At 39.8% G+C, this 22,357-nt stretch carries 25 protein-coding genes and 1 riboswitch; of the genes, 11 read left to right on the forward strand and 14 right to left on the reverse strand.

Features of this window, described 5'->3' with window-relative positions:
- The first annotated feature begins 83 nt into the window (after positions 1-83).
- Positions 84-1,145, forward strand: coding sequence for a M42 family metallopeptidase (locus BN988_RS11925; protein ID WP_036577028.1), 1,062 nt, complete (start codon positions 84-86; stop codon positions 1,143-1,145).
- Between the two features lie 113 nt (positions 1,146-1,258).
- Here the strand turns inward: BN988_RS11925 and BN988_RS11930 are convergent, their stop codons facing one another.
- The 7 genes from BN988_RS11930 to BN988_RS11960 form a co-directional block, all read right to left on the reverse strand.
- Complete coding sequence (locus BN988_RS11930; RefSeq protein WP_036577029.1) at positions 1,259-3,256, reverse strand: acetoacetate--CoA ligase; 1,998 nt, start codon at positions 3,254-3,256, stop codon at positions 1,259-1,261.
- 122 nt (positions 3,257-3,378) lie between these two features.
- Positions 3,379-3,900 carry a type 1 glutamine amidotransferase domain-containing protein gene (locus tag BN988_RS11935; RefSeq protein ID WP_036577030.1) on the reverse strand — a complete coding sequence of 174 codons (522 nt, stop codon included), beginning with the start codon at positions 3,898-3,900 and terminating at the stop codon, positions 3,379-3,381.
- 52 nt (positions 3,901-3,952) lie between these two features.
- Positions 3,953-4,363, reverse strand: a complete 411-nt coding sequence (locus BN988_RS11940; protein WP_036577031.1) for a DUF3021 domain-containing protein — start codon at positions 4,361-4,363, stop codon at positions 3,953-3,955.
- Between the two features lie 2 nt (positions 4,364-4,365).
- Positions 4,366-4,815 (reverse strand): LytTR family DNA-binding domain-containing protein, encoded by a 450-nt coding sequence (locus tag BN988_RS11945; protein WP_036577032.1) that lies wholly within the window; start codon positions 4,813-4,815, stop codon positions 4,366-4,368.
- Between the two features lie 24 nt (positions 4,816-4,839).
- The gene (locus BN988_RS11950; protein WP_036577033.1) at positions 4,840-5,586 is read right to left on the reverse strand and encodes an ABC transporter permease; all 747 of its coding nucleotides are present in this window, start codon (positions 5,584-5,586) and stop codon (positions 4,840-4,842) included.
- 264 nt (positions 5,587-5,850) lie between these two features.
- Entirely contained in the window at positions 5,851-6,507 is a 657-nt protein-coding gene (locus tag BN988_RS11955; RefSeq protein ID WP_231495232.1) for an ABC transporter ATP-binding protein, read from the reverse strand.
- Positions 6,508-6,787: 280 nt separating this feature from the next.
- Positions 6,788-7,036: a hypothetical protein gene (locus tag BN988_RS11960; RefSeq protein ID WP_036577034.1), complete on the reverse strand. Its 249-nt coding sequence runs from the start codon at positions 7,034-7,036 to the stop codon at positions 6,788-6,790.
- A 245-nt stretch (positions 7,037-7,281) separates the two neighbouring features.
- Between BN988_RS11960 and BN988_RS11965 the strand changes: the two genes are divergently transcribed.
- Positions 7,282-8,769, forward strand: coding sequence for a BCCT family transporter (locus BN988_RS11965; RefSeq protein WP_036577035.1), 1,488 nt, complete (start codon positions 7,282-7,284; stop codon positions 8,767-8,769).
- Positions 8,770-8,881: 112 nt separating this feature from the next.
- On the opposite strand, the gene BN988_RS11970 is transcribed toward BN988_RS11965, so the two are convergent.
- The 5 genes from BN988_RS11970 to BN988_RS11985 form a co-directional block, all read right to left on the reverse strand.
- Positions 8,882-9,421: a phosphoribosyltransferase family protein gene (locus BN988_RS11970; RefSeq protein ID WP_036577036.1), complete on the reverse strand. Its 540-nt coding sequence runs from the start codon at positions 9,419-9,421 to the stop codon at positions 8,882-8,884.
- 58 nt (positions 9,422-9,479) lie between these two features.
- On the reverse strand, positions 9,480-10,544 hold the full coding sequence (locus tag BN988_RS11975; RefSeq protein WP_036577037.1) for a guanine permease: 1,065 nt from the start codon (positions 10,542-10,544) through the stop codon (positions 9,480-9,482).
- Between the two features lie 82 nt (positions 10,545-10,626).
- A riboswitch (purine riboswitch) is annotated at positions 10,627-10,728 on the reverse strand.
- A 424-nt stretch (positions 10,729-11,152) separates the two neighbouring features.
- Positions 11,153-11,599, reverse strand: coding sequence for a YueI family protein (locus tag BN988_RS11980; RefSeq protein ID WP_036577038.1), 447 nt, complete (start codon positions 11,597-11,599; stop codon positions 11,153-11,155).
- A gap of 127 nt (positions 11,600-11,726) precedes the next feature.
- Positions 11,727-11,900: a YfhD family protein gene (locus BN988_RS18690; RefSeq protein WP_081779436.1), complete on the reverse strand. Its 174-nt coding sequence runs from the start codon at positions 11,898-11,900 to the stop codon at positions 11,727-11,729.
- Between the two features lie 242 nt (positions 11,901-12,142).
- Positions 12,143-12,943, reverse strand: a complete 801-nt coding sequence (locus BN988_RS11985) for a TIGR00266 family protein (protein WP_036577039.1) — start codon at positions 12,941-12,943, stop codon at positions 12,143-12,145.
- Positions 12,944-13,144: 201 nt separating this feature from the next.
- Here BN988_RS11985 and BN988_RS11990 point away from each other — a divergent pair, with 201 nt between their 5' ends.
- The 4 genes from BN988_RS11990 (at position 13,145) to BN988_RS12005 (ending at position 17,205) form a co-directional block, all read left to right on the forward strand.
- On the forward strand, positions 13,145-13,402 hold the full coding sequence (locus BN988_RS11990; protein ID WP_036577040.1) for a hypothetical protein: 258 nt from the start codon (positions 13,145-13,147) through the stop codon (positions 13,400-13,402).
- 3 nt (positions 13,403-13,405) lie between these two features.
- Entirely contained in the window at positions 13,406-14,767 is a 1,362-nt protein-coding gene (locus BN988_RS11995; protein WP_036577041.1) for a tripartite tricarboxylate transporter permease, read from the forward strand.
- A 155-nt stretch (positions 14,768-14,922) separates the two neighbouring features.
- Positions 14,923-16,227: an alpha/beta hydrolase family protein gene (locus BN988_RS12000; RefSeq protein ID WP_051557914.1), complete on the forward strand. Its 1,305-nt coding sequence runs from the start codon at positions 14,923-14,925 to the stop codon at positions 16,225-16,227.
- Positions 16,228-16,257: 30 nt separating this feature from the next.
- Entirely contained in the window at positions 16,258-17,205 is a 948-nt protein-coding gene (locus tag BN988_RS12005; protein ID WP_036577042.1) for an MBL fold metallo-hydrolase, read from the forward strand.
- Between the two features lie 233 nt (positions 17,206-17,438).
- Here the strand turns inward: BN988_RS12005 and BN988_RS12010 are convergent, their stop codons facing one another.
- On the reverse strand, positions 17,439-18,203 hold the full coding sequence (locus tag BN988_RS12010; protein ID WP_036577043.1) for an exodeoxyribonuclease III: 765 nt from the start codon (positions 18,201-18,203) through the stop codon (positions 17,439-17,441).
- A gap of 339 nt (positions 18,204-18,542) precedes the next feature.
- Here BN988_RS12010 and BN988_RS12015 point away from each other — a divergent pair, with 339 nt between their 5' ends.
- Genes BN988_RS12015 through BN988_RS12030 form a run of 4 tightly spaced genes read left to right on the forward strand, consistent with a single transcriptional unit; the run spans position 18,543 to position 21,658 of the window.
- The gene (locus tag BN988_RS12015) at positions 18,543-18,938 is read left to right on the forward strand and encodes a GntR family transcriptional regulator (protein ID WP_036577044.1); all 396 of its coding nucleotides are present in this window, start codon (positions 18,543-18,545) and stop codon (positions 18,936-18,938) included.
- Complete coding sequence (locus BN988_RS12020) at positions 18,931-19,620, forward strand: ABC transporter ATP-binding protein (RefSeq protein ID WP_036577045.1); 690 nt, start codon at positions 18,931-18,933, stop codon at positions 19,618-19,620. Before BN988_RS12015 ends, BN988_RS12020 begins: the two co-directional genes overlap by 8 nt.
- Positions 19,617-20,450, forward strand: a complete 834-nt coding sequence (locus BN988_RS12025; RefSeq protein WP_036577046.1) for a hypothetical protein — start codon at positions 19,617-19,619, stop codon at positions 20,448-20,450. The genes BN988_RS12020 and BN988_RS12025 overlap by 4 nt, the downstream gene beginning before the upstream one ends.
- A gap of 17 nt (positions 20,451-20,467) precedes the next feature.
- Entirely contained in the window at positions 20,468-21,658 is a 1,191-nt protein-coding gene (locus tag BN988_RS12030) for a hypothetical protein (RefSeq protein ID WP_036577047.1), read from the forward strand.
- Positions 21,659-21,686: 28 nt separating this feature from the next.
- Here BN988_RS12030 and BN988_RS12035 read toward each other — a convergent pair whose 3' ends face one another.
- Entirely contained in the window at positions 21,687-22,013 is a 327-nt protein-coding gene (locus BN988_RS12035; RefSeq protein WP_036577048.1) for a thioredoxin family protein, read from the reverse strand.
- Positions 22,014-22,122: 109 nt separating this feature from the next.
- On the opposite strand from BN988_RS12035, the gene BN988_RS12040 reads away from it, so the two are divergent.
- Positions 22,123-22,323, forward strand: coding sequence for a hypothetical protein (locus tag BN988_RS12040; RefSeq protein ID WP_231495233.1), 201 nt, complete (start codon positions 22,123-22,125; stop codon positions 22,321-22,323).
- The last annotated feature ends 34 nt before the right edge of the window (positions 22,324-22,357 follow it).

Consider the following 22,357-nt stretch of genomic DNA (forward strand, 5'->3'; position numbering starts at 1 on the left):
TTCGCTTTTATTCTTTCTAAACACAAATTAAATGGTTATAATGTAAATAATTCGATTGTTTGGAAAATAAGGAGTGTGCAAAGTTGGAAAAATTGTTAAGAAGGTTAACAGAATTAAGTGGACCATGTGGCCACGAACAAAATGTAGCTTATTATATAAAGGACTATGTAAAAGGTAAAGCTGATCATGTTGAAATAGACGGGTTAGGGAATGTTATCGTTCGAAAAAATGGAACAAAGCCTGGACCTAAGGTGCTACTTACTGCACATATGGATGAGGTAGGATTTATTGTTAAGAAGATTGAAGAGAATGGGTTTCTGCGCTTCGAAAAACTAGGTGGTCATGATGATCGTATCCTACTTGCGCAAGAAGTAAAAGTGTTAGGAAGAGACAATGAAATTGATGGGGTTATTGGAACTTTATCTGCTCATTTTGTGAAGTTTGAAGACCCGACAAAAGTAAGACGTCATGTGCAATTATACATAGACATTGGAGCTCGTTCCAAGCAAGAAGCTATTGAGATGGGCGTTGAGGTAGGTACACCTGTTACATATGCTCCTAACTTGAAAATGGTGGGACCAGAATCTCATAAACTGGTTCGTGGTAAATCATTGGATGATAGATCAGGCTGTGCAGTGCTATTATCCATACTTAATGATCTACAGGACGAAGAATTTGCTGGGGAAGTGACATTTCTTTTTACTGTTCAAGAAGAGGTAGGATTGCGTGGAGCCCAGGCGGCAATTAATAAGCTGGAGGTGGATGCTGCCATTGCGATTGATACCACTGCTGTCAGTGATACACCTGAAGATATAATGGATCAAAGCTTAGAGTTAGGGGCAGGCACTGGGATCAAGGTAATGGATTTTAGTCTAATTGTGCAGCGTACGATGAAGGAAAAATTGCTTGAACTTGCAAAGAAACATGCTATCGCTTATCAATTAGAGGTTTTTCCTGGTATCGGAACAGATGGGGGCGCCATTGCGTTGGCGGATAAAGGAATTCCAACAGGGGTGCTTTCCATTCCGTCTAGGTATACACACTCACCTGTGGAAGTTGTTAGCATGCATGATCTTGAAGCTACAAAGGATCTAGCAAAAGCATTTCTTATGCAACTTGATGAAAATACAACCTTTGAATTCTAGATTGCTACTTTTTGATTAAAATAGCCGGATGATCATTTGAATTTTAAAAACGAATTCGAGATCATTCGGCTATTTTGTTTTTAAACGTGCAATATAGTGAAATATTTAGTCTGTTATCTCTGTATATCTTCCATTTTACCTTGATCGGTAAACTCAATAAAGAAGTCCAATGCGGCTTGATTGCTTAAGGAACCTTTGTTTACTACTTGATCCACAGGCTTGCCCATTAGAATCTTCTTAACTGGTATTTCTAGCTTTTTACCATTTAATGTTTTAGGTAAGTCTGGAACTTGATGGATGGCTGTAGGCGTATGTCTTGGTGAGCAATGTGTACGTATTTGTTTCTTAATCTTCTGCTGAATTGCTACAGTCAACTCGACCCCATCCCTCATTACTACAAAAAGTGGGGTGGATGAATCTCCGTTAGTTAATGGAATATCCACGATCAAGCTATCAGCAACCTCCTCAATTTGATCGACTGCACGGTATATTTCACTTGTCCCGATTCGAATGCCGCCACGGTTAATGGTAGCATCAGATCTCCCGTAAATAACACAGGTATGTCGATCTGTAATCTTCAAATAGTCTCCGTGACACCAAATGCCTGGAAAGACGTCAAAATAACTGTCTTTTAGACGGATGTCCTTTTCATCATTCCAGAAGAAAACTGGCATTGATGGAAATGGGGCAGTTAAAACCAATTCGCCTACCTCATCAATGAGGGCTTCTCCCTGATCATCAAAACTTTCTATTCGAGCACCAAGGCCCCGGCACTGCAACTCTCCTGCGTAAACAGGGAGGATAGGCACACCTAATATAAAAGCAGTACATACATCGGTGCCACCACTTACGGAGGAAATCCAAAGGTCTTTTTTCACATTTTCATAGCACCATTGAAAACCCTCAGGAGGTAACGGGGACCCTGTTGAGCTAATATTTTTTAAATGCCTAAGGTCATAATCCTTACCAGGCTGCATGCCTTCTTTCATACAGGTAGTAATAAAGCTTGCGCTCGTTCCAAACACCGTGGTCTTTGTATCCTCAGCAAATTTCCATAAATTCTCTTTATCCGGGAATGTTGGACTTCCGTCATAAAGAACGATGGTAGAGCCGACAAGTAATCCACCAATAAGAAAATTCCACATCATCCAGCCTGTGGTGGTATACCAAAAGAATCGATCGTCTTCTGATAAATCCATATGAAAGGTCATAGCTTTCAAGTGCTCTAGCAAAATACCTCCCTGGCTTTGTACAATCGGCTTTGGTTTTCCTGTTGTGCCAGAGGAAAACAAGATCCATAATGGGTCATTAAACTCTACTTGTTCAAAAGTAAAAGGAAGGGAGTCATCAAGCGTAATGGCTTTTTTCCACGGTATGCTGTTTTTTAGCTTGGACATGTCAGCTGTCTTGTTAAGATAGGGAATCGTTATAGTTGTTTCAAGGGTTGGCAGTGCTCGCTGTAAATTCTCCACCACTTCTAAACGATTGAATTCTTTTCCGTTATACCTATAGCCATCTACGGTAATCATAACCTTAGGTTCAATCTGCTGAAATCGGTCCATTACACTTTCTGTCCCAAAGTCGGGGGAAGCACTTGACCAAATAGCACCAAGGCTTGAGGTGGCCAAAAATGCTACAACAGATTCATAGATATTGGGTACATAGGCGACGACGCGGTCTCCTTTTTTAATTCCAGAGCTTCTCAATGTTTGCTGAAATGCTCTTGTATCACGTTCAAGCTCTCCCCAAGTGATGGATGCAGTGGAGCGGTTTTCTGAGGAGTGCAGAATAGCAACTGCATCATTCTTTCGCTCGTTAAAAATATGTTGCGCGTAATTGATAGATGCTCCTGTAAACCATTTAGCCCCTGGCATTTTATGAGAACTTAATACAGCTTGATATGGTGTGGAGGATTTTATCTGAAAATATGTCCAAAGACTCTCCCAGAAATCTTCTGTTTCGTCTACCGACCATTTCCAGAGAGCATGGTAGTCATGAAAATCCAATTCTTTATGTTTGCGAAGCCAGTTCATATAAGTCGTGACAGCTGCCTTTTCTTTCTGATTATCCTGTGGCTCCCATAATAGGGTTCCTTCCTCAATTGCGCTCATTGTACCCCTCCCAATATGTCTCTATTGACTTCATTATATGAAAACGTTTTCTAAGTGTAAAGAAACAAAAGCTCACTAAGAACTCGTGAGCTTCGTGTTTAAGACCGTTACTGGTCCTCTTCTTATTCTGCTAATTTATCAGCGAAAGCTTTTACATATGGAGGTAAGTCAGGCGGACGGCGGCTAGAAATGATGTGTCCATCAGTGACTACCGCTTCGTCACTCCATGTTGCCCCAGCATTCGTCATATCATCTTTAATCCCAGGTGTACTGGTCACGTTCTTTCCTGAAAGTATATTGGCGGAAATAAGAACCCAGCCAGCATGGCAAATTTGTCCAATTGGCTTTTTCGCTTTATCCATTGTAGTTACCATTTCTAGTACCTCAGGATAGCGGCGTAATTTATCCGGTGCCCATCCTCCAGGAACAAGAATAGCGTCGTAATCATCTGCATTTATATCCTCGAAAGAATAGGCAGACTCAGCAGGTACACCATATTTCCCGATATAGGTTTTGCCAGATTCCTTACCTACTAAATCAACTTGGGCGCCTTCTTCCTGTAGACGCAGAATGGGATACCAAAGCTCCAAGTCTTCAAAATCTTGTTCAACGAGTGCAATAACTTTTTTGTTTTGTAGTCGCATTTGTTTCCCTCCATTCAACTTAAGTGTAACAAAGATCAGTCTGCTTATCGATTTATTCCCTTTTATTTAGATGCTCATTCATGGAGCCTTCTACTTTTTTATAATACGAATAATAACTAAACCAAAAAATGGAGTATATGATGGCGAACACGAAAAAGCTAAATAATGCTGCCAGCCAATTTAATGGCACCCACCCTACAGTAAAAGCAATGATAAAGTAAACGGTTAGAGACAAGCAAAAATGAAAGATAGTTTTCTTTAAATAACTTCCTTCTCCATCACCATAAATATACGAGGACAAACCATAATATATTCCGAGTAACATACTAGCCCCCATGTGCATCCAAATCTCGGATACAGTAGACTCCACGTTGTTCAATTTCATGATCGTCAAGGCAATGAAGGTAAAGATTCCACCGAATGCAATGCCAATCATTGAACGCTTTGTGATTTCAAGAATCATCCCTATTGCCCTCCTTTCATTAACTGGTCCTTTATTGGTTTCACATATTTTCTCGTAATATATTCTTTATTGCCTGATTGAAAGTAGACACATAGATTTCCATTAAAAGATAATTCAAACCGTTCAATCCTAACAAGATTGCCTATAACGGATTTGGAGAAGCGCATAAACTGATAAGGAATTAGTATTTCTTCGATTTCGTATAATTTCATACGAATCTCTAATTCTCGATCTTTAATTACAGCAAAAACCTTTCTTTTCTGTGCATAGATATAGTCAATATCAGGTGGGTTTAGAAGAACGGTTTGCTCCTCGTCCATACCAAATAACCGGCGCTGCTTTCGTTTTTTAATAACGGCAGCTATTTCCTCAAGCTCCTCAGACCATTCCTTGGCTTGAATGGTGACAGAAGTTTCTTCATGATTTTCATCTATATCTATATTCAATCTCATAGTTATCCCCCGATTTCGATTTCTTTACCCCCTTGCCATCTTTAAAAAAGCAGGGTAGCGTAAAATGGCGATCGTAAAGGCGATGAATCCGTAAATGAATAAAATAGAAGCAGGTAACAATATGTCGCTGATTTGCATGGAGCCCTCCATCCCTTGCTGTAATGCTTGGTGGGCCCAATACTGTGGCAAGAATTTACTGAGGGTCTGTATGAAAGATGGCATCATGTCGATTGGCATCCATAGGCCGCTGAGTACGGCACCTCCGAGAGCTATAACTTGGGTCATGGCGATCCCCATATTGTTTGTTTTCACTAGTAGCGAAAGCACTAATCCAATTCCCGTAACAGTAAAGGTGAGGAGAACAGAAATAAGTAACAGGAACAGCGGTTGCTCCAGTGGAATATCATAGACAAGCTTGCCGAAAAATAGCAAGACAATAATCTGGACAAACACGATATACATGTAGGGAATCCATTTTCCAAGTAAATATTTATAGGCGGGAAGGGGGGTGCTTGCAATACGTGCTGTCATTCCAAGCTCCCGGTCCTTTATAAAGTTAGCTATCATCGTAATAATAATGAAAAAGACAAACATCACCGTATAACCGGGAACGATTGATAAAATAACTTGTTCTCTCGCAACGCCTTCTGTACCGGAAGTGAAAACGGAAATAAATAACACCGTAAACAATATGGGCAACAGGAGCATCCAAAATAGTAGGCCTCTGTCCTGTAGATTCTTTAACAATTCAAACGATATAATCGAACGCATGTAAATCCTCCTATCATTTTAGCATATTTAATCACGCAGTTGACTTCCGGTTATGGAAAAGAATACATCCTCAAGTCTGGCCTGGCTTAGTTCTAGCTGTTCTGGTTGCACAGCATGTTGTTTGCAGTGATTAATAACGTGCTCCATAGCCAGTAAGGGACTGTCTGTTAGTAAGAGATGTTCTTCTTTTTTAGGAAAAATAGTGAAATCACCGTTTTCTTTAGGAAGACAATTTTCCCCTTTAAGATAAATGGAGGGGATGGCCTATTTCTGTAACAGTACATCCACACGGCCATTCTCCGCTATATTCCCTTTATCAATAAAGATTGCTTCATCGCAAATTTGCTCTATTTCTTCCATGTAATGGCTAGCATAAATAATTGCACAACCATGCTCCTTCAATTTCTCAATCATATTAAAGATATAACGTCTCGATTGAGGATCAATCCCTATTGTCGGCTCATCCATAATAATAAGATCTGGAGTATGCAGCAATGCACAGCCAATGTTCAAACGGCGTTTCATTCCACCTGAATAGGCGCTTACTTTGTGTTTTGCTTTATCAGTCAGACCAATATCATTTAAAACCTCATTAATTCGCAACTTGAGTGTTTGCCCTTTGAGTCCATAGATTTTTCCGAAAAAAGATAAATTGTCCCAGGCTGTAACGGTTTCCTCCAAACAAATTTCCTGTGGTATATAACCGATTATTTCTTTGCTGTTAGCTCTAGAAGCTTCCGTGAATGTTAGGCTTCCATCGAAGTCCTGAATAATAGAGGAGATGATCTTTAATAATGTAGTTTTTCCCGCACCATTTGGACCGACCAAACCATAGCACTTTCCTCTAGAAAAGTTTAAAGAGATATCATTTAAAGCCATATTTCTTTCATATTGCTTTTTTACACTTTTTAGATTTAACACTACTCTCACCATCCTTTATAAACAGTATGGCAAAAAGCGAACACAGTTGGATGCTTATTTGCGTAACGTGATGGAATTAGTGCATAAGTTAAATAAATGGTTGAACAGCATGTTAGAAAACTGCATTTGATCATCTTTTAGGAATGTTTGTGTTTTACTTATATTTAGTAGCTCAAAATTTTAGCTGCATCGTTATGGCTGCGTAGTTAAAATTTCCGCATTCTTGATTTGCAAAATAAAAAGCCACACCCGATTGTTGTCAGGTGTGGCAATTAAAAGCTTATTTTTTATTGTATTCTGCGTACTTAACATAATTCTGTTCATCCTCAATCAGCCCACATGCCCCGCATTGAATCTTATATTGCGGTCCTTTGTAGTCGATATGGAAGATGTCCGTCTGATCAGCTGCGTACTCCTGCATTACATCACCAGTAGTGGGATCAAGCTTTACTGGCTTTGCATGCTGTTCAATAATATTAAACCTTGTTCGATTGGTTTTACAGTTTGGACATTGATATGGTTGACTCACTAATCCCACCTCCGTTTCTCTTTTATCATTTAATTATTCAGGATAAAATATTCCAACTATAATAGGGAATACTACAAAAAAGTGCAAAAATGCTGTGTTTTAAATAATTGAAATAAGGGTATAAAGTTTGCTAGTGTAATATACGGGAAAAGGTCAGCTTTTTGACACGGTGGGAAAGTATAAAATTTCAGCCATGAAGTTAAGGCGCGTAGCTAAAGTAAAATATACATATAAGAGGTGAAGGAATGAAAAGTGTTTCAAATGTATTCTGGTATGCACTAGCTATTTGTATCGCGGTAGTAATTTGGGGATCTGTTTCCCCCGGAAAATTAGAGTCACTTACTAGTTCAGTGACGACGTTCATATCTGTGAATTTTGGGTGGTATTATTTATTAATTGTTATGCTCATGCTGATATTCTGTGTTTATTTAATATTTTCGAAATACGGTAAGGTGAAACTAGGGAAGGAAAAAGATAAGCCAGAGTTCAGTTTGCCATCTTGGTTTGCAATGTTATTTAGTGCTGGTATGGGGATGGGTCTTGTATTCTGGACAACTGCAGAACCAATTTCGCATGCATTTCTTACCACACCCGGTGCAGAACCTGGTACCGAGCAGGCAATTAAGGATGGCTTAAAATACTCCTTCTTCCACTGGGGTGTACATGCCTGGGCGGTATATGGAATCGTGGCTCTTGTACTAGCCTACTTTAAATTTCATCGTGATTCTCCAGGGCTTATCAGTGCTACGCTTGTTCCGCTTTTCGGAGAAAAAGCAATGGAAGGAATAGCTGGAAAGCTTATTGATACACTTGCTGTAGTGGCAACAGTAATTGGGGTAGCAGCTACACTTGGTTTTGGATCAGGTCAAATTACTGGCGGACTATCTTTCCTATTTGGAACACCGAATACGTTTAGTGTGCAAATTATTGTATTGATCGTTGCTACCATCCTCTTTATTGTATCTGCTTGGTCGGGAATTGGTAGAGGAATAAAATATTTAAGTAATATTAACATGGGACTTGCTTTTGTTCTATTACTTATCTTATTTATTGTTGGACCAACACTTTACATACTAAACATGTTTACTAATACATTAGGTAATTATATTTCGGATTTTTTCGATATGAGTTTACGACTTGCTCCATTAGATAATGACAATAGAGGCTGGATTAATGCATGGACCATTTTCTATTGGGCATGGTGGGTGTCGTGGGCACCATTCGTAGGTATTTTTATTGCGAGAATATCTAAAGGTAGAACCGTAAAAGAATTTATGCTTGGCGTCTTGCTAGTTCCAGCACTTGTTTGTTTTATTTTCTTTGCAGTGTTTGGAGTCTCGGCATTAAACCTCGAACAAAACGGAATCGCAGAAATTTCTGCGTTGTCCCTTGAAACCTCTACTTTTGGGGTATTGGCGGAGTATCCACTTGGTACATTAATGTCGATTATAACGCTTTTTGTTGTCGCGATATTCTTTATCACCTCTGCTGATTCTGCAACATTTGTATTAGGGATGTTAAGCACAAACGGACTGTTGAATCCTGCTAATTCGGTTAAAATAATGTGGGGACTGATGCAATCAGCTGTTGCCGCGATTATTGTATATTTCGGAGGTACACAAGGATTGCAAAATATGCTTATCATCGCAGCACTCCCATTTTCCATTGTTATCCTACTTATGGGTGCATCCTTTTTCAAAGCAGCGCATTCAGAATTTAAGCCTAGGAAATAAAGTAACGTGTATAAAAACCCTCTTATGGAAATGGATAACCATCCGTTTTAGGCATAAGAGGGTTTTTGAATTAAATGGAGTTGTCTTCTTCCTTATCTTTAAAAGTTAAGATTTACTTTACAAACAATGGTAACTTTTCTAGGAAGATAATATCATCTCGATCTGCAGCGTCTCCTTCTGCCAAAATGGCAGCTCGTGCTTTCACTTCAGCACCTGCTTTACGCACAAGCTCTTCTAAAGCTTTCATCGATTCACCTGTACTAATAACATCATCAATCAGGGCGACGCGTTTTCCATCAAGCTTCTCCGCATCCTTCCGATCTAAACAGAGAGTTTGTTCTTTCTGTGTCGTAATGGAAACCACCTTATGTACAAAAGGGTCTTGCATATAAGGCTTCGTACTTTTTCTTGCAACAACATAGCTGTCCATGCCCAGATCCTTAGACAACTCATGTACAAAAGGGATTCCTTTCGCTTCTGCAGTGACCAGGACATCTACCTCAGGTAACCTTTTAGCTAATAGGGGGGAAGCGGCAGATGTTAATGCTGTATCACCAAGAATAACAAAGCTGGCAATACTGAGATTGTCAGTAATCTTAATTATCGGAAGCGTTCTTGTTAGACCAGCTACATTCAGGTTATATGTTTTCATTATGTACCACCTTTTCTATTGGTTAAGAAATATAAAGAAATGGGTGAAAATAGCGCCCTTAAAAAATTCCCAATAGTAATTGCATGATGACACCAGCAAGCATACCTAGGAATGGGTCGGAAATTGCGGTAACAACCATTGTGACACCGGCAATCCATGTGGCTCCTCCGCTGTCAGCAGTGAGGGCAGCAGCGGCATTATCTGGCAATGTAACAATTGCACCTAGCACAAATAGAAATCCAACAATAGATGCACTTGGTACATACTTTCCTATTTTCGGGAGTAGCTTCACGAATAGGATTATCGCCATAAGTAACATCATAATTACACCAGCCCATACCGCGTGAGGTGCGCTAGCTGTTGCAGAAATGACAACTTCCACGGGGCCACCACCAAATAGGGCTGATCCCATGTCTGCCAGACTGCTAATAATTGTAATGGTGTCCACATTAACATCCGTGGAGGCAATGTCCCCGTTTATTTTCCCGAATGCTATATTAGCTCCGATATTAAGACAAACCATTGCTAAAGCTCCGCGAATAACCATAGGATTAAGAATGAGTTTCTGGAGGACAAGCTTTTCCTTTGGTGCATTATCTTTTATCTCTTGTTCTCCCTTTTTCACGAAAAAATAGATAATACTTGAAAGAATAACGGAGATTGTGATGGTATAGACTAAGTCATTGGTAGCTACATAAACAATTAGTGCACTGGCAAAAGAAGAGATACCGACAAGACGGTCGCTTTTTGCCATATCCCAGGCTACCTTTGCAAGCATGATCCCGACACCAGCCATCATCCCGTTTGTAATAACAGGGCCAATCCAATCGATAATTCTTTCTAGCAGGCCAAATAAACCGATAATCAGCATAATCAGTGCCCCGAAGAATATCATAGAGATGCGTTCTCTTAGATTTTTTCCCAAAGTCCCGGCGAGGGTGATTGTTTCTGCCTGATACGAGATAACCGCAACATTACTTGTCACAGCATTCCCAAATGCACCAATGACAAATGCAATAGCCGTTGGTACAGAGGCGAAGCCAAACGTGAGTGCTAGCAATCCTTGTGGCAGGGCATTTAATACCCCACTAACTGCTGCTAAAAGATCCTTCAGTATTTCCATGTTGATTTCTCCTTTTCCCCCAGAAAATGGAATGGTGAACAAAAAAAGAAAAAACCAGTCACGAATGAACGGTTTTTTCCCACATGAAAGCTGCACCGTCCATAGAGAAGTGGTTTACGGTCACTTCGTAGAGACTCCCGAACCATATTATCGGGAATATATGGGGTTTGTTTTATTTTTATTTACGAACATTAAAATGATTATAGTACAAAAGATTCAGTTTTGAAACACATTTCGACAAAATAATGCAAATTAATTCACAGTTTATAACAGAAATCCGAGGAAGGCACACCTGTGACAATAGAAATTTTGATAAAACAAAAAACCGGAAGATTTTCGAATTGTATTAAAAAATTCGAATCCGTCCGGAACTTTTTATAACATTATGGATACTAGGCACACTGCTTAGCGAAGGAAAATACCTAGACTCCAGTGGGAACAGCACGAGTCCGAAGACCCCGGAAGAAGCGTTCTTTGCTTCTGAGGAGGCTGAGGCCGTGCCCACGGAAAGCGTAGTATTTTCAGTAGCGATATACATGCAGTACCATAGATTTTTTCATTAAACTGTTCGTTTTTTTAGAATTAACAAAGTGTATCCCTAACCTTTTTTAGTCCAAAAATATCCTTTTGATTTTTGAAAGGAAAGTGGTTTCTTGTTCCTCTTTTTCCTGTGATGGTTCTTCTGGTTCGTCTTCAATAAAAATTTCTTTCTTATCAATAGCGTAATCATACGTTAACACGGCACCAATTTCCGTGTCGCTTTCTTCGTTCGTGATGGTAGTATAGGTAATATTATATTTTTTAGCTAAATCTTTTTCTTCCTTTAAAAATCGGTAAGATACCTGACCATTAATGAGCAATGTGGTGTTAGGATTTTCCTTCATTGCTTCCTCTAGTTTTTCTACACCCTTATCTGTCATCACTTGACCTATTGTCAAGGCAATTACAATTCGCTCTCTTAAGGTACCAAGAAACTGTTTTCGTTCAGCATCCTTAGGAAGTCGAGTACCATACATGCCTTCTGTCAGATAGTCGTCTACATTTTTGTTTGCCACCTACGATACCTCGCTTTCTATGACTATATTCTACACCTCTAAATAGGTCAGGTAAAGAATCACGGTAGATCGTTCAGCTGTACATGCATAAAGGATGCAGGTGAACGTCTCCCTGCATCCTTTATGCTTATTTCTTTCTTGCGCGGTGGTCTGCTGCTTTGCTTCTTGCTTGTGCCTCTAAATCTTCTTTATCTGCAAGTTCTTTGGAAAATTCGATGTCCAGCCCATCAGAATCCTTTAGATTCTTAGGTGTTTGCGCAAGAAAGTTATTTTTGGAATTCCTATGTTCATCTCTACCCATGATTGTCACCTCACTTTAGGAGACTTACATCGTTAGTATGTGCAAGGAGGAGAATCATCTGCATGGGAATTTTTATCATGTAATAGTTGGCAATATGTATTACATTTGCAGCTTAGCAGGCGAAGATAAACAGGAGGTGTGAGGACGAATTTCTCAGGAGAGTTGCTCGATACTTTTAAGGTCAAACACGTGGTTCATGCAATCAGTGGGATTAAACCAAATCCCACTGATTGAAGTTACCCTTATCTGTTTCTGTCACCGCCGAGGATGTCAAATAAGCCTCCGGCAATGCTTCCTTCCCCTTTTGAGCCGCCTCTTTCTGGTGCTGCGGCAAATATCCGACTAGCCAATCTGCTGAATGGAAGGGATTGAACCCACACAGTACCAGGGCCTCTTAATGTAGCAAAGAAAAGACCTTCTCCCCCGAATAAGGCTGTTTTTACTCCACCAACATACTCAATGTTGTAGTCGATATTGCCGGTCATGGCTACGAGACATCCCGTATCAACACGGATTGACTCACCTGCTGTTAGCTCTCTTTTATGAATGGTGCCGCCAGCATGGACAAATGCCAACCCATCGCCTTCGAGCTTTTGCATAATAAAACCTTCTCCGCCAAAGAATCCGGCACCGACCTTTTTCTGAAATTCAATTCCTACAGTTACCCCTTTTGCTGCCGCTAAAAACGCATCCTTCTGACAAATAAGCTTTCCGTCTAATTCGCTTAAGTCCATCGGGATAATTTTTCCTGGATAGGGTGAAGCGAAAGATACATGGCTTTTTCCTGTTCCTTCGTTGGTGAATGTAGTCATAAATAAACTTTCACCTGTTATAACCCGCTTTCCTGCACCAAGCAATTTCCCCATCAAGCCACTTTGTTGGCTAGATGATCCATCACCAAAAATTGTTTCCATTTTAATTGAATCATCCATCATCATAAGGCTTCCGGCTTCAGCAATAACTGTTTCGTGAGGGTCAAGCTCAACCTCCACAAATTGCATATCATCTCCATGAAGCTTGTAGTCAATCTCATGATTATTCATCGTGAACTTCAACCCTTTCTTATTTGGTGTTTATAATACGTTTAAGCGACTTAAATAGATTCGAAATAATAAAATTACGTATACCAACTGGGTCCAATTCTTCTTTATTTATACAATGTAACCTTGTAACCTTGTACTTCATTTAAAGCAGGCTACCATGTATAATGAGAAATCATACGTCTTTTAAAGGAGTAGTAAGAAATGAATAAGAAGCAGAGCCGTCCTCAGGATGGTGAGAATAATATTGAAGTATGGGAAGACCTTGTCCATATTAAGGACCTGGTATTAAGCATTATTATATGTACAGTCATAACACTTGGTGCTTATTTGATTGCACCAAATGAACCTCCTAAACCATTGATATATGGTCTGATTGGTGCTGTAGTAGGTTTTGTGATCAGCAGCATCATTATTAAACCAAAGCGTACATTACGTTTTGCAGAGGAAAGGGAGGAGTAGCATATGGAGCTTACACTTATTTTAGAAATGATTACTGCCTCCGTTATAGGTGCTGTATTGTATACCATAATCGGGATTGCACCAGGAACAGATGAGACAGCAGTTCTAGCACCTGTCACATTGGTTCTTGTATTGTCGGGGTTTGAGCCTATCGTCATTTTAGCCTTTTTTATATCTGCTATCGTTGCCAAAAAGCTTACCGATTCTATACCGGTTGCCATTGCAGGAATTCCTGGTGGCGTGATGTCAGCACCTATGGTGGAACATGCCATGGTGCTCAAAAAGCATGGCATGCCTGAAGTGAGTATTCGAAAAATGGCTTCAGGTTCTGTTATTGGAACATTTATTGCTGTACCTATGAGCTTGCTTTTAGCTAATTTAATTATCCCGCTAGCGGATGTTATTACCCAGTATTCTAATCAAATATTTCTTGGTGGTGCTATCTTCCTTGCTCTTATGTCAAAGAATCGCTGGGTATCATTGCTTTCTATCATTCCGTTTGCCTTTTTAATTCAGGGATTAAGAATCGCTTATTGGGAAACAGGAATTGTGCCAGAGGACGTTACCGTATTTACTTCTTTTTTCCTCGGTATTACGATCGGACCTGTGATTTTAAAGCTTGCTGAACTGTTGAGCGGTAAGGTGAGAAGACAGCTCCCGCGTTATGGATTAAAGGAAATCGTCCTCAAAAAGACAAAAACTGAAAAGGGATTTCCAAACCCATTTAAGATCTTAGACCGAAAAGAAATAGGCACAACATCATTTTCGTCTATTTTGGGTGTCTTAACATTTTTTATGAGTCCAGTGGGAATGACTATATTCCTTGGGGAAACGCTAACAAGTAGAATCAAGGATCCAGTTAAAAAGGCAACACGTGCAATCTCCAGTATGGATGGTTTAACGAATGCAGCATATATATCCGGGACACTTATCCCACTCATTGCGATTGGTTTACCACTGTCCCCAACTGCAATTGGACCAGGTGGAGCGTTATTTAATGCCCCGCCCGTATTCACGCCGGAAAATAATATCCACCACATGTTATCAACGGGGGACTTTATTATGGCTACGGTAATTGGCGCTTTCGTTGCAATTACCATCACGTTTTATGTAACAATTAAATATGCTCAACAAATCTGTGCCTTTGTGTTTCGTTATGTTCCACATGAGGCAATGTTAGGTCTGTTTTTTGGACTTGTAATTATGCTTGCATTTATGGATGCAGGTATTGTAAATGTGGCAGGTGTGCTTGTCGTAGCCCTTGTTGCAGGATTTCTTCATCGCCGAGGAGTGAACTATGGGGTGCAATTTATGACCTTATATGCAGCGCCGTGGCTTATCTCTGTGTTTATACCAGGTCTGTAATGGACGTCCAAGAATCAAGTAATAAGACCATTCGTATATTAATATAGGAAAGAAACACTCTTCCGCAGGCCGGTGGAGTGTTTTTATGTGGTGAAAGTTTCTGGGGAACTTTTTTAAAATGCAGTCGTACTACTTAAAAAAGGGAGGGGTATTGCTTGAAGTTTCGTACAGTTGGGTGTTTTTTGCTACTATTAATTCTCCTTGTAGCATGCGCACCAGAGGAAGGAGAAGAGAGGGATGAAGCAATGTCGCTAAAAGGAAAATGGAACGGAGAGATAAACATACCTAATCAGCCTTTAGCTATCGAAATGAATTTGGAAGACGAGCAAAGCGGGACAATCAGTATTCCAATACAAGGGGTTACGGATTATCCGCTGTCCACGGTTGAGTTGACAAAAGAGCAAAACGTAATTATCACGATGAAGATCCAAGGTCAGCTGCTAACTTTTGAAGGTAAGGTAAAAGGAGAAGAGATAACAGGAACGTTTACGCAGAATGGACAGCAGTTTCCATTTGAACTTGTAAAAGGGGAAAAGAAAGAAAAATCCGAGGATGAGGAAGAAGGGGAATTCGTGAGCATCAATACAGATAATGGAATATTGTATGGAGAATTGGAGACCCCGACATCAGCTGGCCCATACCCTGTTATGCTAATCATTCCCGGCTCTGGACCAACAGACCGTAACGGAAACTCTCCAGCTTTTCCCGGAAAGAACGACAGCCTCAAGCTACTTGCAGAGGAGCTTGCAGAAAATGGCATTGCGAGTGTCCGCTATGACAAACGTGGGGCAGGTAAGAATCAACAGGCGGTTATAGAGGAAGCATCAACAAGATACGATCACTTTGTACTGGACGCACAAGGGTGGTTAGACCTATTGGCTAATGATCCATCTTATACTAAAATTGGGGTTATTGGACATAGTCAAGGTTCTTTAACAGGGATTTTAGCAGCGCAAACATCATCGGTTGACGCCTTTATATCCCTTGCTGGAGCTGGCCGTTCCATGGACGAAGTGCTTTATGATCAGCTCGAGGAGCAAATTTCCGGCGATCTACTTGAGGAAAGTAAGGTAATTATAGAAGGATTAGTAGAGGGAAAAACTTCCCAAAATGTGTCAGATGAACTTCAATCTTTATTTAGGCCAGCTATTCAACCATTTCTCGCATCATGGATGAAATACATACCTGCAGATGAACTAGCAAAATTATCAATACCGACACTCATCATCCAAGGGGAGCATGATCTCCAGGTAAAGCAACAGGAAGCTGCAATTTTACAAGAAGCAAAACCAGATGCTGAAATGGTAACGATTGATAAAATGAACCATGTTCTTAAGGAAGCGCCTGCCGAGCGGGGAGAGAATATCCAAACCTATGGTGACCCAGCATTACCGATTGCAGAAGGGTTAATGGAAGAGATAATGGGTTTTCTAAAGGGCCATCAGTTCATAAGTAAATAAGTGTAAATAAGGAAACAGGGGGAGAAGGTAGTGGAGGATAAAAGACCATTGAAACTTGATAACCGTATCTATTTAATTGATGGGTTTGACCTTGGTGTAGCAGAACGTACAGGTTCCTACGTCATAGCAGAAGAAAAGCTGACCATTGTCGAAACTGGGCCAAGTCCATCTGTAAAACATATTAAAAAAGGGCTAGAGTACCTTGGCTATCAGTTAACAGATGTGGCGTACATTGTGTTGACACATATTCATTTAGACCATGCAGGTGGAGCTGGATTATTGATTAGAGATTGTCCGAATGCCAAAATAGTCGTTCATCCAAAAGGAGAGAGGCATTTAATTAACCCTAAGAGATTAGCTGCCGGTGCAAGAGCGGTATATGGAGAGAGTTTTGCTGAACTATTTGATCCAATTGTGCCAATAGAAGCAGATAGCCTGCTTGTAAAAACAGAAGGAGATCGATTAGAAATTGGCCCGGATTGCGTGCTTGAATTTTGGGATACGCCAGGGCATGCAAAGCATCACCTCGCTATTTATGATCCAATTAGTAATGGAATCTTTGCGGGGGACACCGCTGGTATCCGTTATCAGCAGTTGGCAAATCGCGAAATTGACTTTTTCTTGCCCTCCACTTCTCCAAATCAATTTGAACCGAACAAGATGGAGGAATCCATTCAGCGAATGCAGGTAAAAGAGCTTGATCGGATTTACTTCGGGCATTACAATATGACAGAAAAAACGGAACTTGCCCTACAGCAAGTATTGGAATGGCTGGAGATCTTCATGGAAGAAGGAGAGCAGGTTGTGGCAGAAGGGAAGGGATATGATACCCTTGCAGAGCGACTCTTAGCTAAAGTACAGTCAGCCTTGCGCTTAAAAGGTGTTCCAGATGATGACGAAGTATATATTATAATTAATCTAGACCTTCAAGTAAGCGCATTAGGGATTATTGATTACTTTAAAAATTTAAAGCAATAAAGTGAAACTGCAATCAGTGGGGGTTTTCGTTCTTCCCCACTGATTGTTAGTTGAACGAATCGGCATGTTAGTCCGTTTACTCTCACTAAAACTCCAAGGTTTCACTTCATGTTTTGAAGTGGGAGTCTTACGGACGGTTGCTCCGGGATAAAATGGATAAAGGAAAGCCGAGTGGATCGATTAATTAAAATCAAATCTTCTCGGCTTTTCTAACACTATATAGCTTTTCACTTTTAAGAATTTGACTGTTCCATTTCTAGCATGATAGGGCAATGGTCACTACCTAGTCTGTCGGGATGTGCTTCAGAACGAAGGAGGTAATCTTTTAATCGATTTGAGACGATGAAATAATCGATCCGCCAGCCGACATTTCTTTCCCGAATGGTTTTCATATAGGACCACCATGTATAAATCCCTTCCGTTTCTGGATGAAAATAACGTAAACTATCGGTGAAACCACTATCGAGAAGACGACTCATCTTTCCCCGCTCTTCCGTTGTAAACCCGGAGTTGCCATGATTTGTTTTGTGGTTACGTAGGTCGACCTCTTGGTGCGCAACATTCAGATCACCGCAATATACAACAGGCTTTTCCGCATCAAGTACTTTTAAGTATGCAAAAAGCTCGTCTTCCCATTCTAATCGGTAATCGAGACGGGTGAGATCTCGTTTGGAATTTGGTGTATAAACATTCACTAAATAAAATTTTTCATATTCGAGTGTAATAATCCGTCCTTCTTCTTCAGTTTCAGCATCCCCTACACCATATTTAACCTGCAGTGGCTTCTCTTTGGTAAAGACAGCTGTGCCAGAATAGCCTTTTCGCTCAGCATAATTCCAGTATTGATAATAGCCTTCAAGATCTAGATCAAGCTGCCCTTCTTGAAGCTTAATCTCCTGTAAACAAAAGATATCTGCATCCACCTCTTTAAAATAATCCATAAAGCCTTTTTTTACACAGGCACGAATGCCATTTACATTCCAAGATACAAGTTTCATAGAATCTATTTAAACTCCTTTTTAAGTAAGTATAAGATGTTCGCAAGTGTCTAGCTATGAGCGCCAGAAATTAGAAAATTTCCCGGAGCGCTCTAAGAGCTTTTCTTACTATTGGTACCTTATTATCTTATCATAGAACCAACAGCACTGAGGGGTGTTATGAATAGATGGGTTTTTATAAGATTAAAAAAATCTTCTTGACTTCTCAAGTGTATTAAACATATAATACACATATCAAGCGTATTAACACATTAATACAGGTGTTTTTTTGCGACTAGTGTATTACGCTCATAATACACTTTGGAAAAGAGTGAAGAAAGCCGAATAGGAGCTGCTGCTATGATAGTGAAATTTAACAACAGAGATCCTGTTTACGTACAGGTCGTTCGCCATTTTAAAGAGCAAATTGCTAAAGGTATGCTCGAGCCTGGTCAAGAGGTCTCTTCTAGAAGAGAGTTGGCGAGCCAGTTAAAAATAAATCCAAATACCGTCCAACGGGCTTATAAGGAAATGGAGGAACAGGGATTGATTTATACGGAGAAAAACTCGCCTAGTAAAATTACGAGAGATGAAGATGTCCTTCATCGTGTAAGAGAAGAACTTATCTTAGAGGCAGTGGATACATTTGTCACATCAGTTCGTTCCATTAATGTCCCTGTAGATGAGCTTTTAGAGTTAGTCAAGGAAAAGTATGACTACCAAAGTGATGAAGAAGGAGGAAGCGCACATGATTGAAGTGAGGGATATTAAAAAGAAATTTGGCAGGAAGCAAGTCTTAAACGGCGTTTCCTTTACTGCAAACAAAGGAGAAATCACCTGTCTAATTGGGATAAATGGGGTAGGAAAAACCACGATTCTAAATGCAATTATGGCATTAACTCCAGTTAATAGTGGAGAAATCCTTCTGGATGGTCAAAAGGTGACCAAACAAAGCTTTGAAAAGATAACTTTTATTCCTGATGCTATTACCATGATCCCGCAAATGACGATCGCTGAAGCAATGGAATTTATGGACGATTATTATGATTCCTGGAATCAAGATAGAGCCACAGAGCTATTAGGATTCTTTAAGCTTAAACAAGAAGAAAAGATAGCCAGCCTGTCAAAAGGGAATACCGCCAAAGTGAATTTATTACTTGGCCTGGCACTCGACGTTGATTATATCCTAATGGATGAACCATTTTCTGGAATTGATATTTTTAGCAGGGAGCAAATTGCTGATGTATTTACAAGTCACTTAATTGAAGGGCGAGGCGTCATTATTACTACGCATGAAATTAGTGATATTGAACATCTGATTGATAAAGTGGTCCTTCTTGATGAAGGAATTGTACTTAAAGAGTTTAATAGTGAAGAAGTTCGCGAATCAGAAGGGAAGTCGGTTGTGGACGTGATGAGAGAGGTGTATAAAGCATGATGCGCTATTTCAAGCTAGTTAATTTTGAACTTGGTCGGTTTTTCAAATTATATGGTGTAATAATTGGTATAACGATTTTATCGCAGCTAGTGGGGCTGTGGGTGGTTTCTAACAGTTATATGGAACGTGCGAATTATGCCATGTTCGAAGAGAACCTTTCACCAGCACAATTCGTAAGTGACAATGGTGAAATGAGTCTATTGGTATTAACAAGAACATTGTGGTTCCTTGGACCAATAGCGCTAGGAGCGATTGCATTACTCTTCAATATCTTCTTTGTTTGGTATCGAGACTGGTTTGGCAAAAATACGTTTATTTATCGCTTGCTGATGCTTCCAACCGCAAGAATTAATGTTTACTTGGCAAAGGCAACCTCCATCCTTTTAATGGTACTTGGGCTAGTGGCAATTCAGATCGTGTTGTTGCCGGTAGAGAGTGTGCTTTTAAAATGGCTGGTTACAAGGGATTTTCGACTGGATTTAGCGCCTGCAGAGGTAGTGTCTGGCTTACGTGAGTTAATGATTATTTTGCCGGCTGGAATTATTGATTTTGTTCTGGTTTATGGAGCAGGTATTATGGTGGTTTTTATACTATTTACTGCCATTCTGTTTGAACGGAGCTATCGTATAAAAGGTATCGTTTTCGGTGCAATCTATGCTGCATTAGCAACTGGCATTTTCCTTTTTCCTCTTATACTAGAAGGGATTATAGGTACAAATTATTTATATCCAATGGAATTACTTATTCTTGAGATTATTCTTGGGTTAATTGTATCGGCAGCCTCGATCTGGGTAGCAAATTATTTATTGACGAAGCGTATTACGGTGTAGGGAAGGATGGGAAGAAAATGAAAAAGTATTGGAAACTGTTGTCAATCACCATCATTGCTGTTTTAGCTATTGGTACGTTTTATATTCAAAAGGCAATCGCAAATGAAACCTCTATGGAACTAGTCTTAGACACAGTCAGTGGGGAAGAAGCGGAATTAAAGGGGATGGAGATATCAGGAGGATATTTCGCCAACTATTGGAATAAAAGGTTTACCATTACAGCAGGGGAGCTAGAGTTTGATAATAATGACTCCTTTATTGGGAGCCTTGAAAGATTTTATCAACCAAAAATAAATCAATTAATAAATGACCATCGAAGTTTTATGCGGGGGAAAAACTCTGACTTAGCAGGGTTTTATGAGGATGAACAGTTACTTGCTTATGCGAATGTTGATTCAAAATGGGATGGACAGAGCAGGTATAAAGACCACAATTTTGAAATAGATGTTTTGCAAAAGGGAGAAAATGACCGGATCACTTTTGAACAGAAAGTGCCAAATCAGCAAGATTATCGTTACATGTATGTAATGGATATACAGGTCCAGGGTGGACAGTTGAGCATTATTACAAGAAATGAAGGAAATACAGATGCTCCTACAGAATTTCGTGTGTATCGCTTTGATTTAGCGAGTGAGAAGTTAGTGAGTGAGGATAGTTTAATGAATCTAGATGGAATGAACAGCAAAAAATGGCATGAAGGTAACTTAGTGACAACCAGTACAGAAACAGAGCCAACAGAGAATGTCGTGTTCGCTAAAACAGAAATGGAAGAAGTAGAAACAGAATATGAAGAATACATGGTGGAAGAGAAGGGAACAGAATATGTTGCCTATAACCTCTCTACTATGGAGAGAAAAGAACTGAATATCCCTGAAGAAATGAGTGCTAATTCTTTTAATGAGTTTATACTTGGTTCGGCTATATATTTTATCCATCGCACAGAGCAAGGGTTAACGGTCAAGAGCTACAATTTAGAAAACCAGCAAGAGGATGAATTTAATGTAGATTTTCCTTCTACAGACCAAGGTAATATGATCGTGAATGGAAAGGGAGACCGTCTATATATTGTGGGTGGAGATAGTAAAGAACTGCCTATTACGATAGTGGACGTAAATACAGGGGAGACTCTATACCAGGGCATCTATAAGAAAAAAGGTGCAAACAAAGTAAATCAATTCTTTTCAATAGACAATATATATATTAAATAATGCAGTATGGTTGGAAAGCGGGAGTTCGCTATCCAACCATATTTTTATATATTTTATTTAGTTTTTCTTCGAATAAATCCATATGCACGATACGAGCCTCCCGTAAGTACTCTTTTCCTTGTACGAATAGGAGAATGACAGGGACAGCGAAGATATTAAATCGCCCAGCGACATCTGGAACTTCATTTGTTTCTATATGGGCTGTCTCAATTCGAGGGTAGTCTGCTAGTAGACTTTCTACCTGTGGCAACAAACCATGGCAAACACTACAGCCTTCCCTTGAAATGTAGAGCAGCGTAAGTTCATGTGTATCTATAAATTTATCAATTTCTTCCAAGGATCTTAAATCTTTCATGGAAATCACCTCTTCCTTTGAATGTCTTAATACTATACCCTTTTGTCACGATGTTTACAGCTTTCTGATCTGAGGAATATATTTTAAAAAAGAAAATGAGGTGATGGATTTGAAGAAAAAAGAAGAACGCTCACCTGAAAATGAAGTGAATAATCGTAAATCGGAAAAGCGAACAGAGCTTGATTCATTTGAGGATCAGAAATTTGTTGATGATATACCAATAGATGATCTGAATGCAGAGATGGATGAGGAAAAGAAAAAAACGAAAACGAAAAATACTTCTCAAAGTGAGAAAAAGAATATTAATTAGTCTTCAAACCATAAAATATAGAAGAGCCAAGCGG

The sequence above is a fragment of the Oceanobacillus picturae genome (assembly GCF_000612865.1).
Taxonomy (GTDB): Bacteria; Bacillota; Bacilli; order Bacillales; family Amphibacillaceae; genus Oceanobacillus_B; species Oceanobacillus_B jordanicus.

What these genes read in the sequence shown, in the direction of transcription:
- BN988_RS11930 (WP_036577029.1), bottom strand. Translation starts at nt 3,256, where the DNA reads ATGAGCGCAATTGAGGAAGGAACCCTATTATGGGAGCCACAGGATAAT.
- BN988_RS11935 (WP_036577030.1), bottom strand. Translation starts at nt 3,900, where the DNA reads ATGCGACTACAAAACAAAAAAGTTATTGCACTCGTTGAACAAGATTTT.
- BN988_RS11940 (WP_036577031.1), bottom strand. Translation starts at nt 4,363, where the DNA reads ATGATTCTTGAAATCACAAAGCGTTCAATGATTGGCATTGCATTCGGT.
- BN988_RS11945 (WP_036577032.1), bottom strand. Translation starts at nt 4,815, where the DNA reads ATGAGATTGAATATAGATATAGATGAAAATCATGAAGAAACTTCTGTC.
- BN988_RS11950 (WP_036577033.1), bottom strand. Translation starts at nt 5,586, where the DNA reads ATGCGTTCGATTATATCGTTTGAATTGTTAAAGAATCTACAGGACAGA.
- BN988_RS11965 (WP_036577035.1), top strand. Translation starts at nt 7,282, where the DNA reads ATGAAAAGTGTTTCAAATGTATTCTGGTATGCACTAGCTATTTGTATC.
- BN988_RS11970 (WP_036577036.1), bottom strand. Translation starts at nt 9,421, where the DNA reads ATGAAAACATATAACCTGAATGTAGCTGGTCTAACAAGAACGCTTCCG.
- BN988_RS11975 (WP_036577037.1), bottom strand. Translation starts at nt 10,544, where the DNA reads ATGGAAATACTGAAGGATCTTTTAGCAGCAGTTAGTGGGGTATTAAAT.
- BN988_RS18690 (WP_081779436.1), bottom strand. Translation starts at nt 11,900, where the DNA reads ATGGGTAGAGATGAACATAGGAATTCCAAAAATAACTTTCTTGCGCAA.
- BN988_RS11985 (WP_036577039.1), bottom strand. Translation starts at nt 12,943, where the DNA reads ATGAATAATCATGAGATTGACTACAAGCTTCATGGAGATGATATGCAA.
- BN988_RS11990 (WP_036577040.1), top strand. Translation starts at nt 13,145, where the DNA reads ATGAATAAGAAGCAGAGCCGTCCTCAGGATGGTGAGAATAATATTGAA.
- BN988_RS11995 (WP_036577041.1), top strand. Translation starts at nt 13,406, where the DNA reads ATGGAGCTTACACTTATTTTAGAAATGATTACTGCCTCCGTTATAGGT.
- BN988_RS12010 (WP_036577043.1), bottom strand. Translation starts at nt 18,203, where the DNA reads ATGAAACTTGTATCTTGGAATGTAAATGGCATTCGTGCCTGTGTAAAA.
- BN988_RS12015 (WP_036577044.1), top strand. Translation starts at nt 18,543, where the DNA reads ATGATAGTGAAATTTAACAACAGAGATCCTGTTTACGTACAGGTCGTT.
- BN988_RS12020 (WP_036577045.1), top strand. Translation starts at nt 18,931, where the DNA reads ATGATTGAAGTGAGGGATATTAAAAAGAAATTTGGCAGGAAGCAAGTC.
- BN988_RS12025 (WP_036577046.1), top strand. Translation starts at nt 19,617, where the DNA reads ATGATGCGCTATTTCAAGCTAGTTAATTTTGAACTTGGTCGGTTTTTC.
- BN988_RS12030 (WP_036577047.1), top strand. Translation starts at nt 20,468, where the DNA reads ATGAAAAAGTATTGGAAACTGTTGTCAATCACCATCATTGCTGTTTTA.
- BN988_RS12035 (WP_036577048.1), bottom strand. Translation starts at nt 22,013, where the DNA reads ATGAAAGATTTAAGATCCTTGGAAGAAATTGATAAATTTATAGATACA.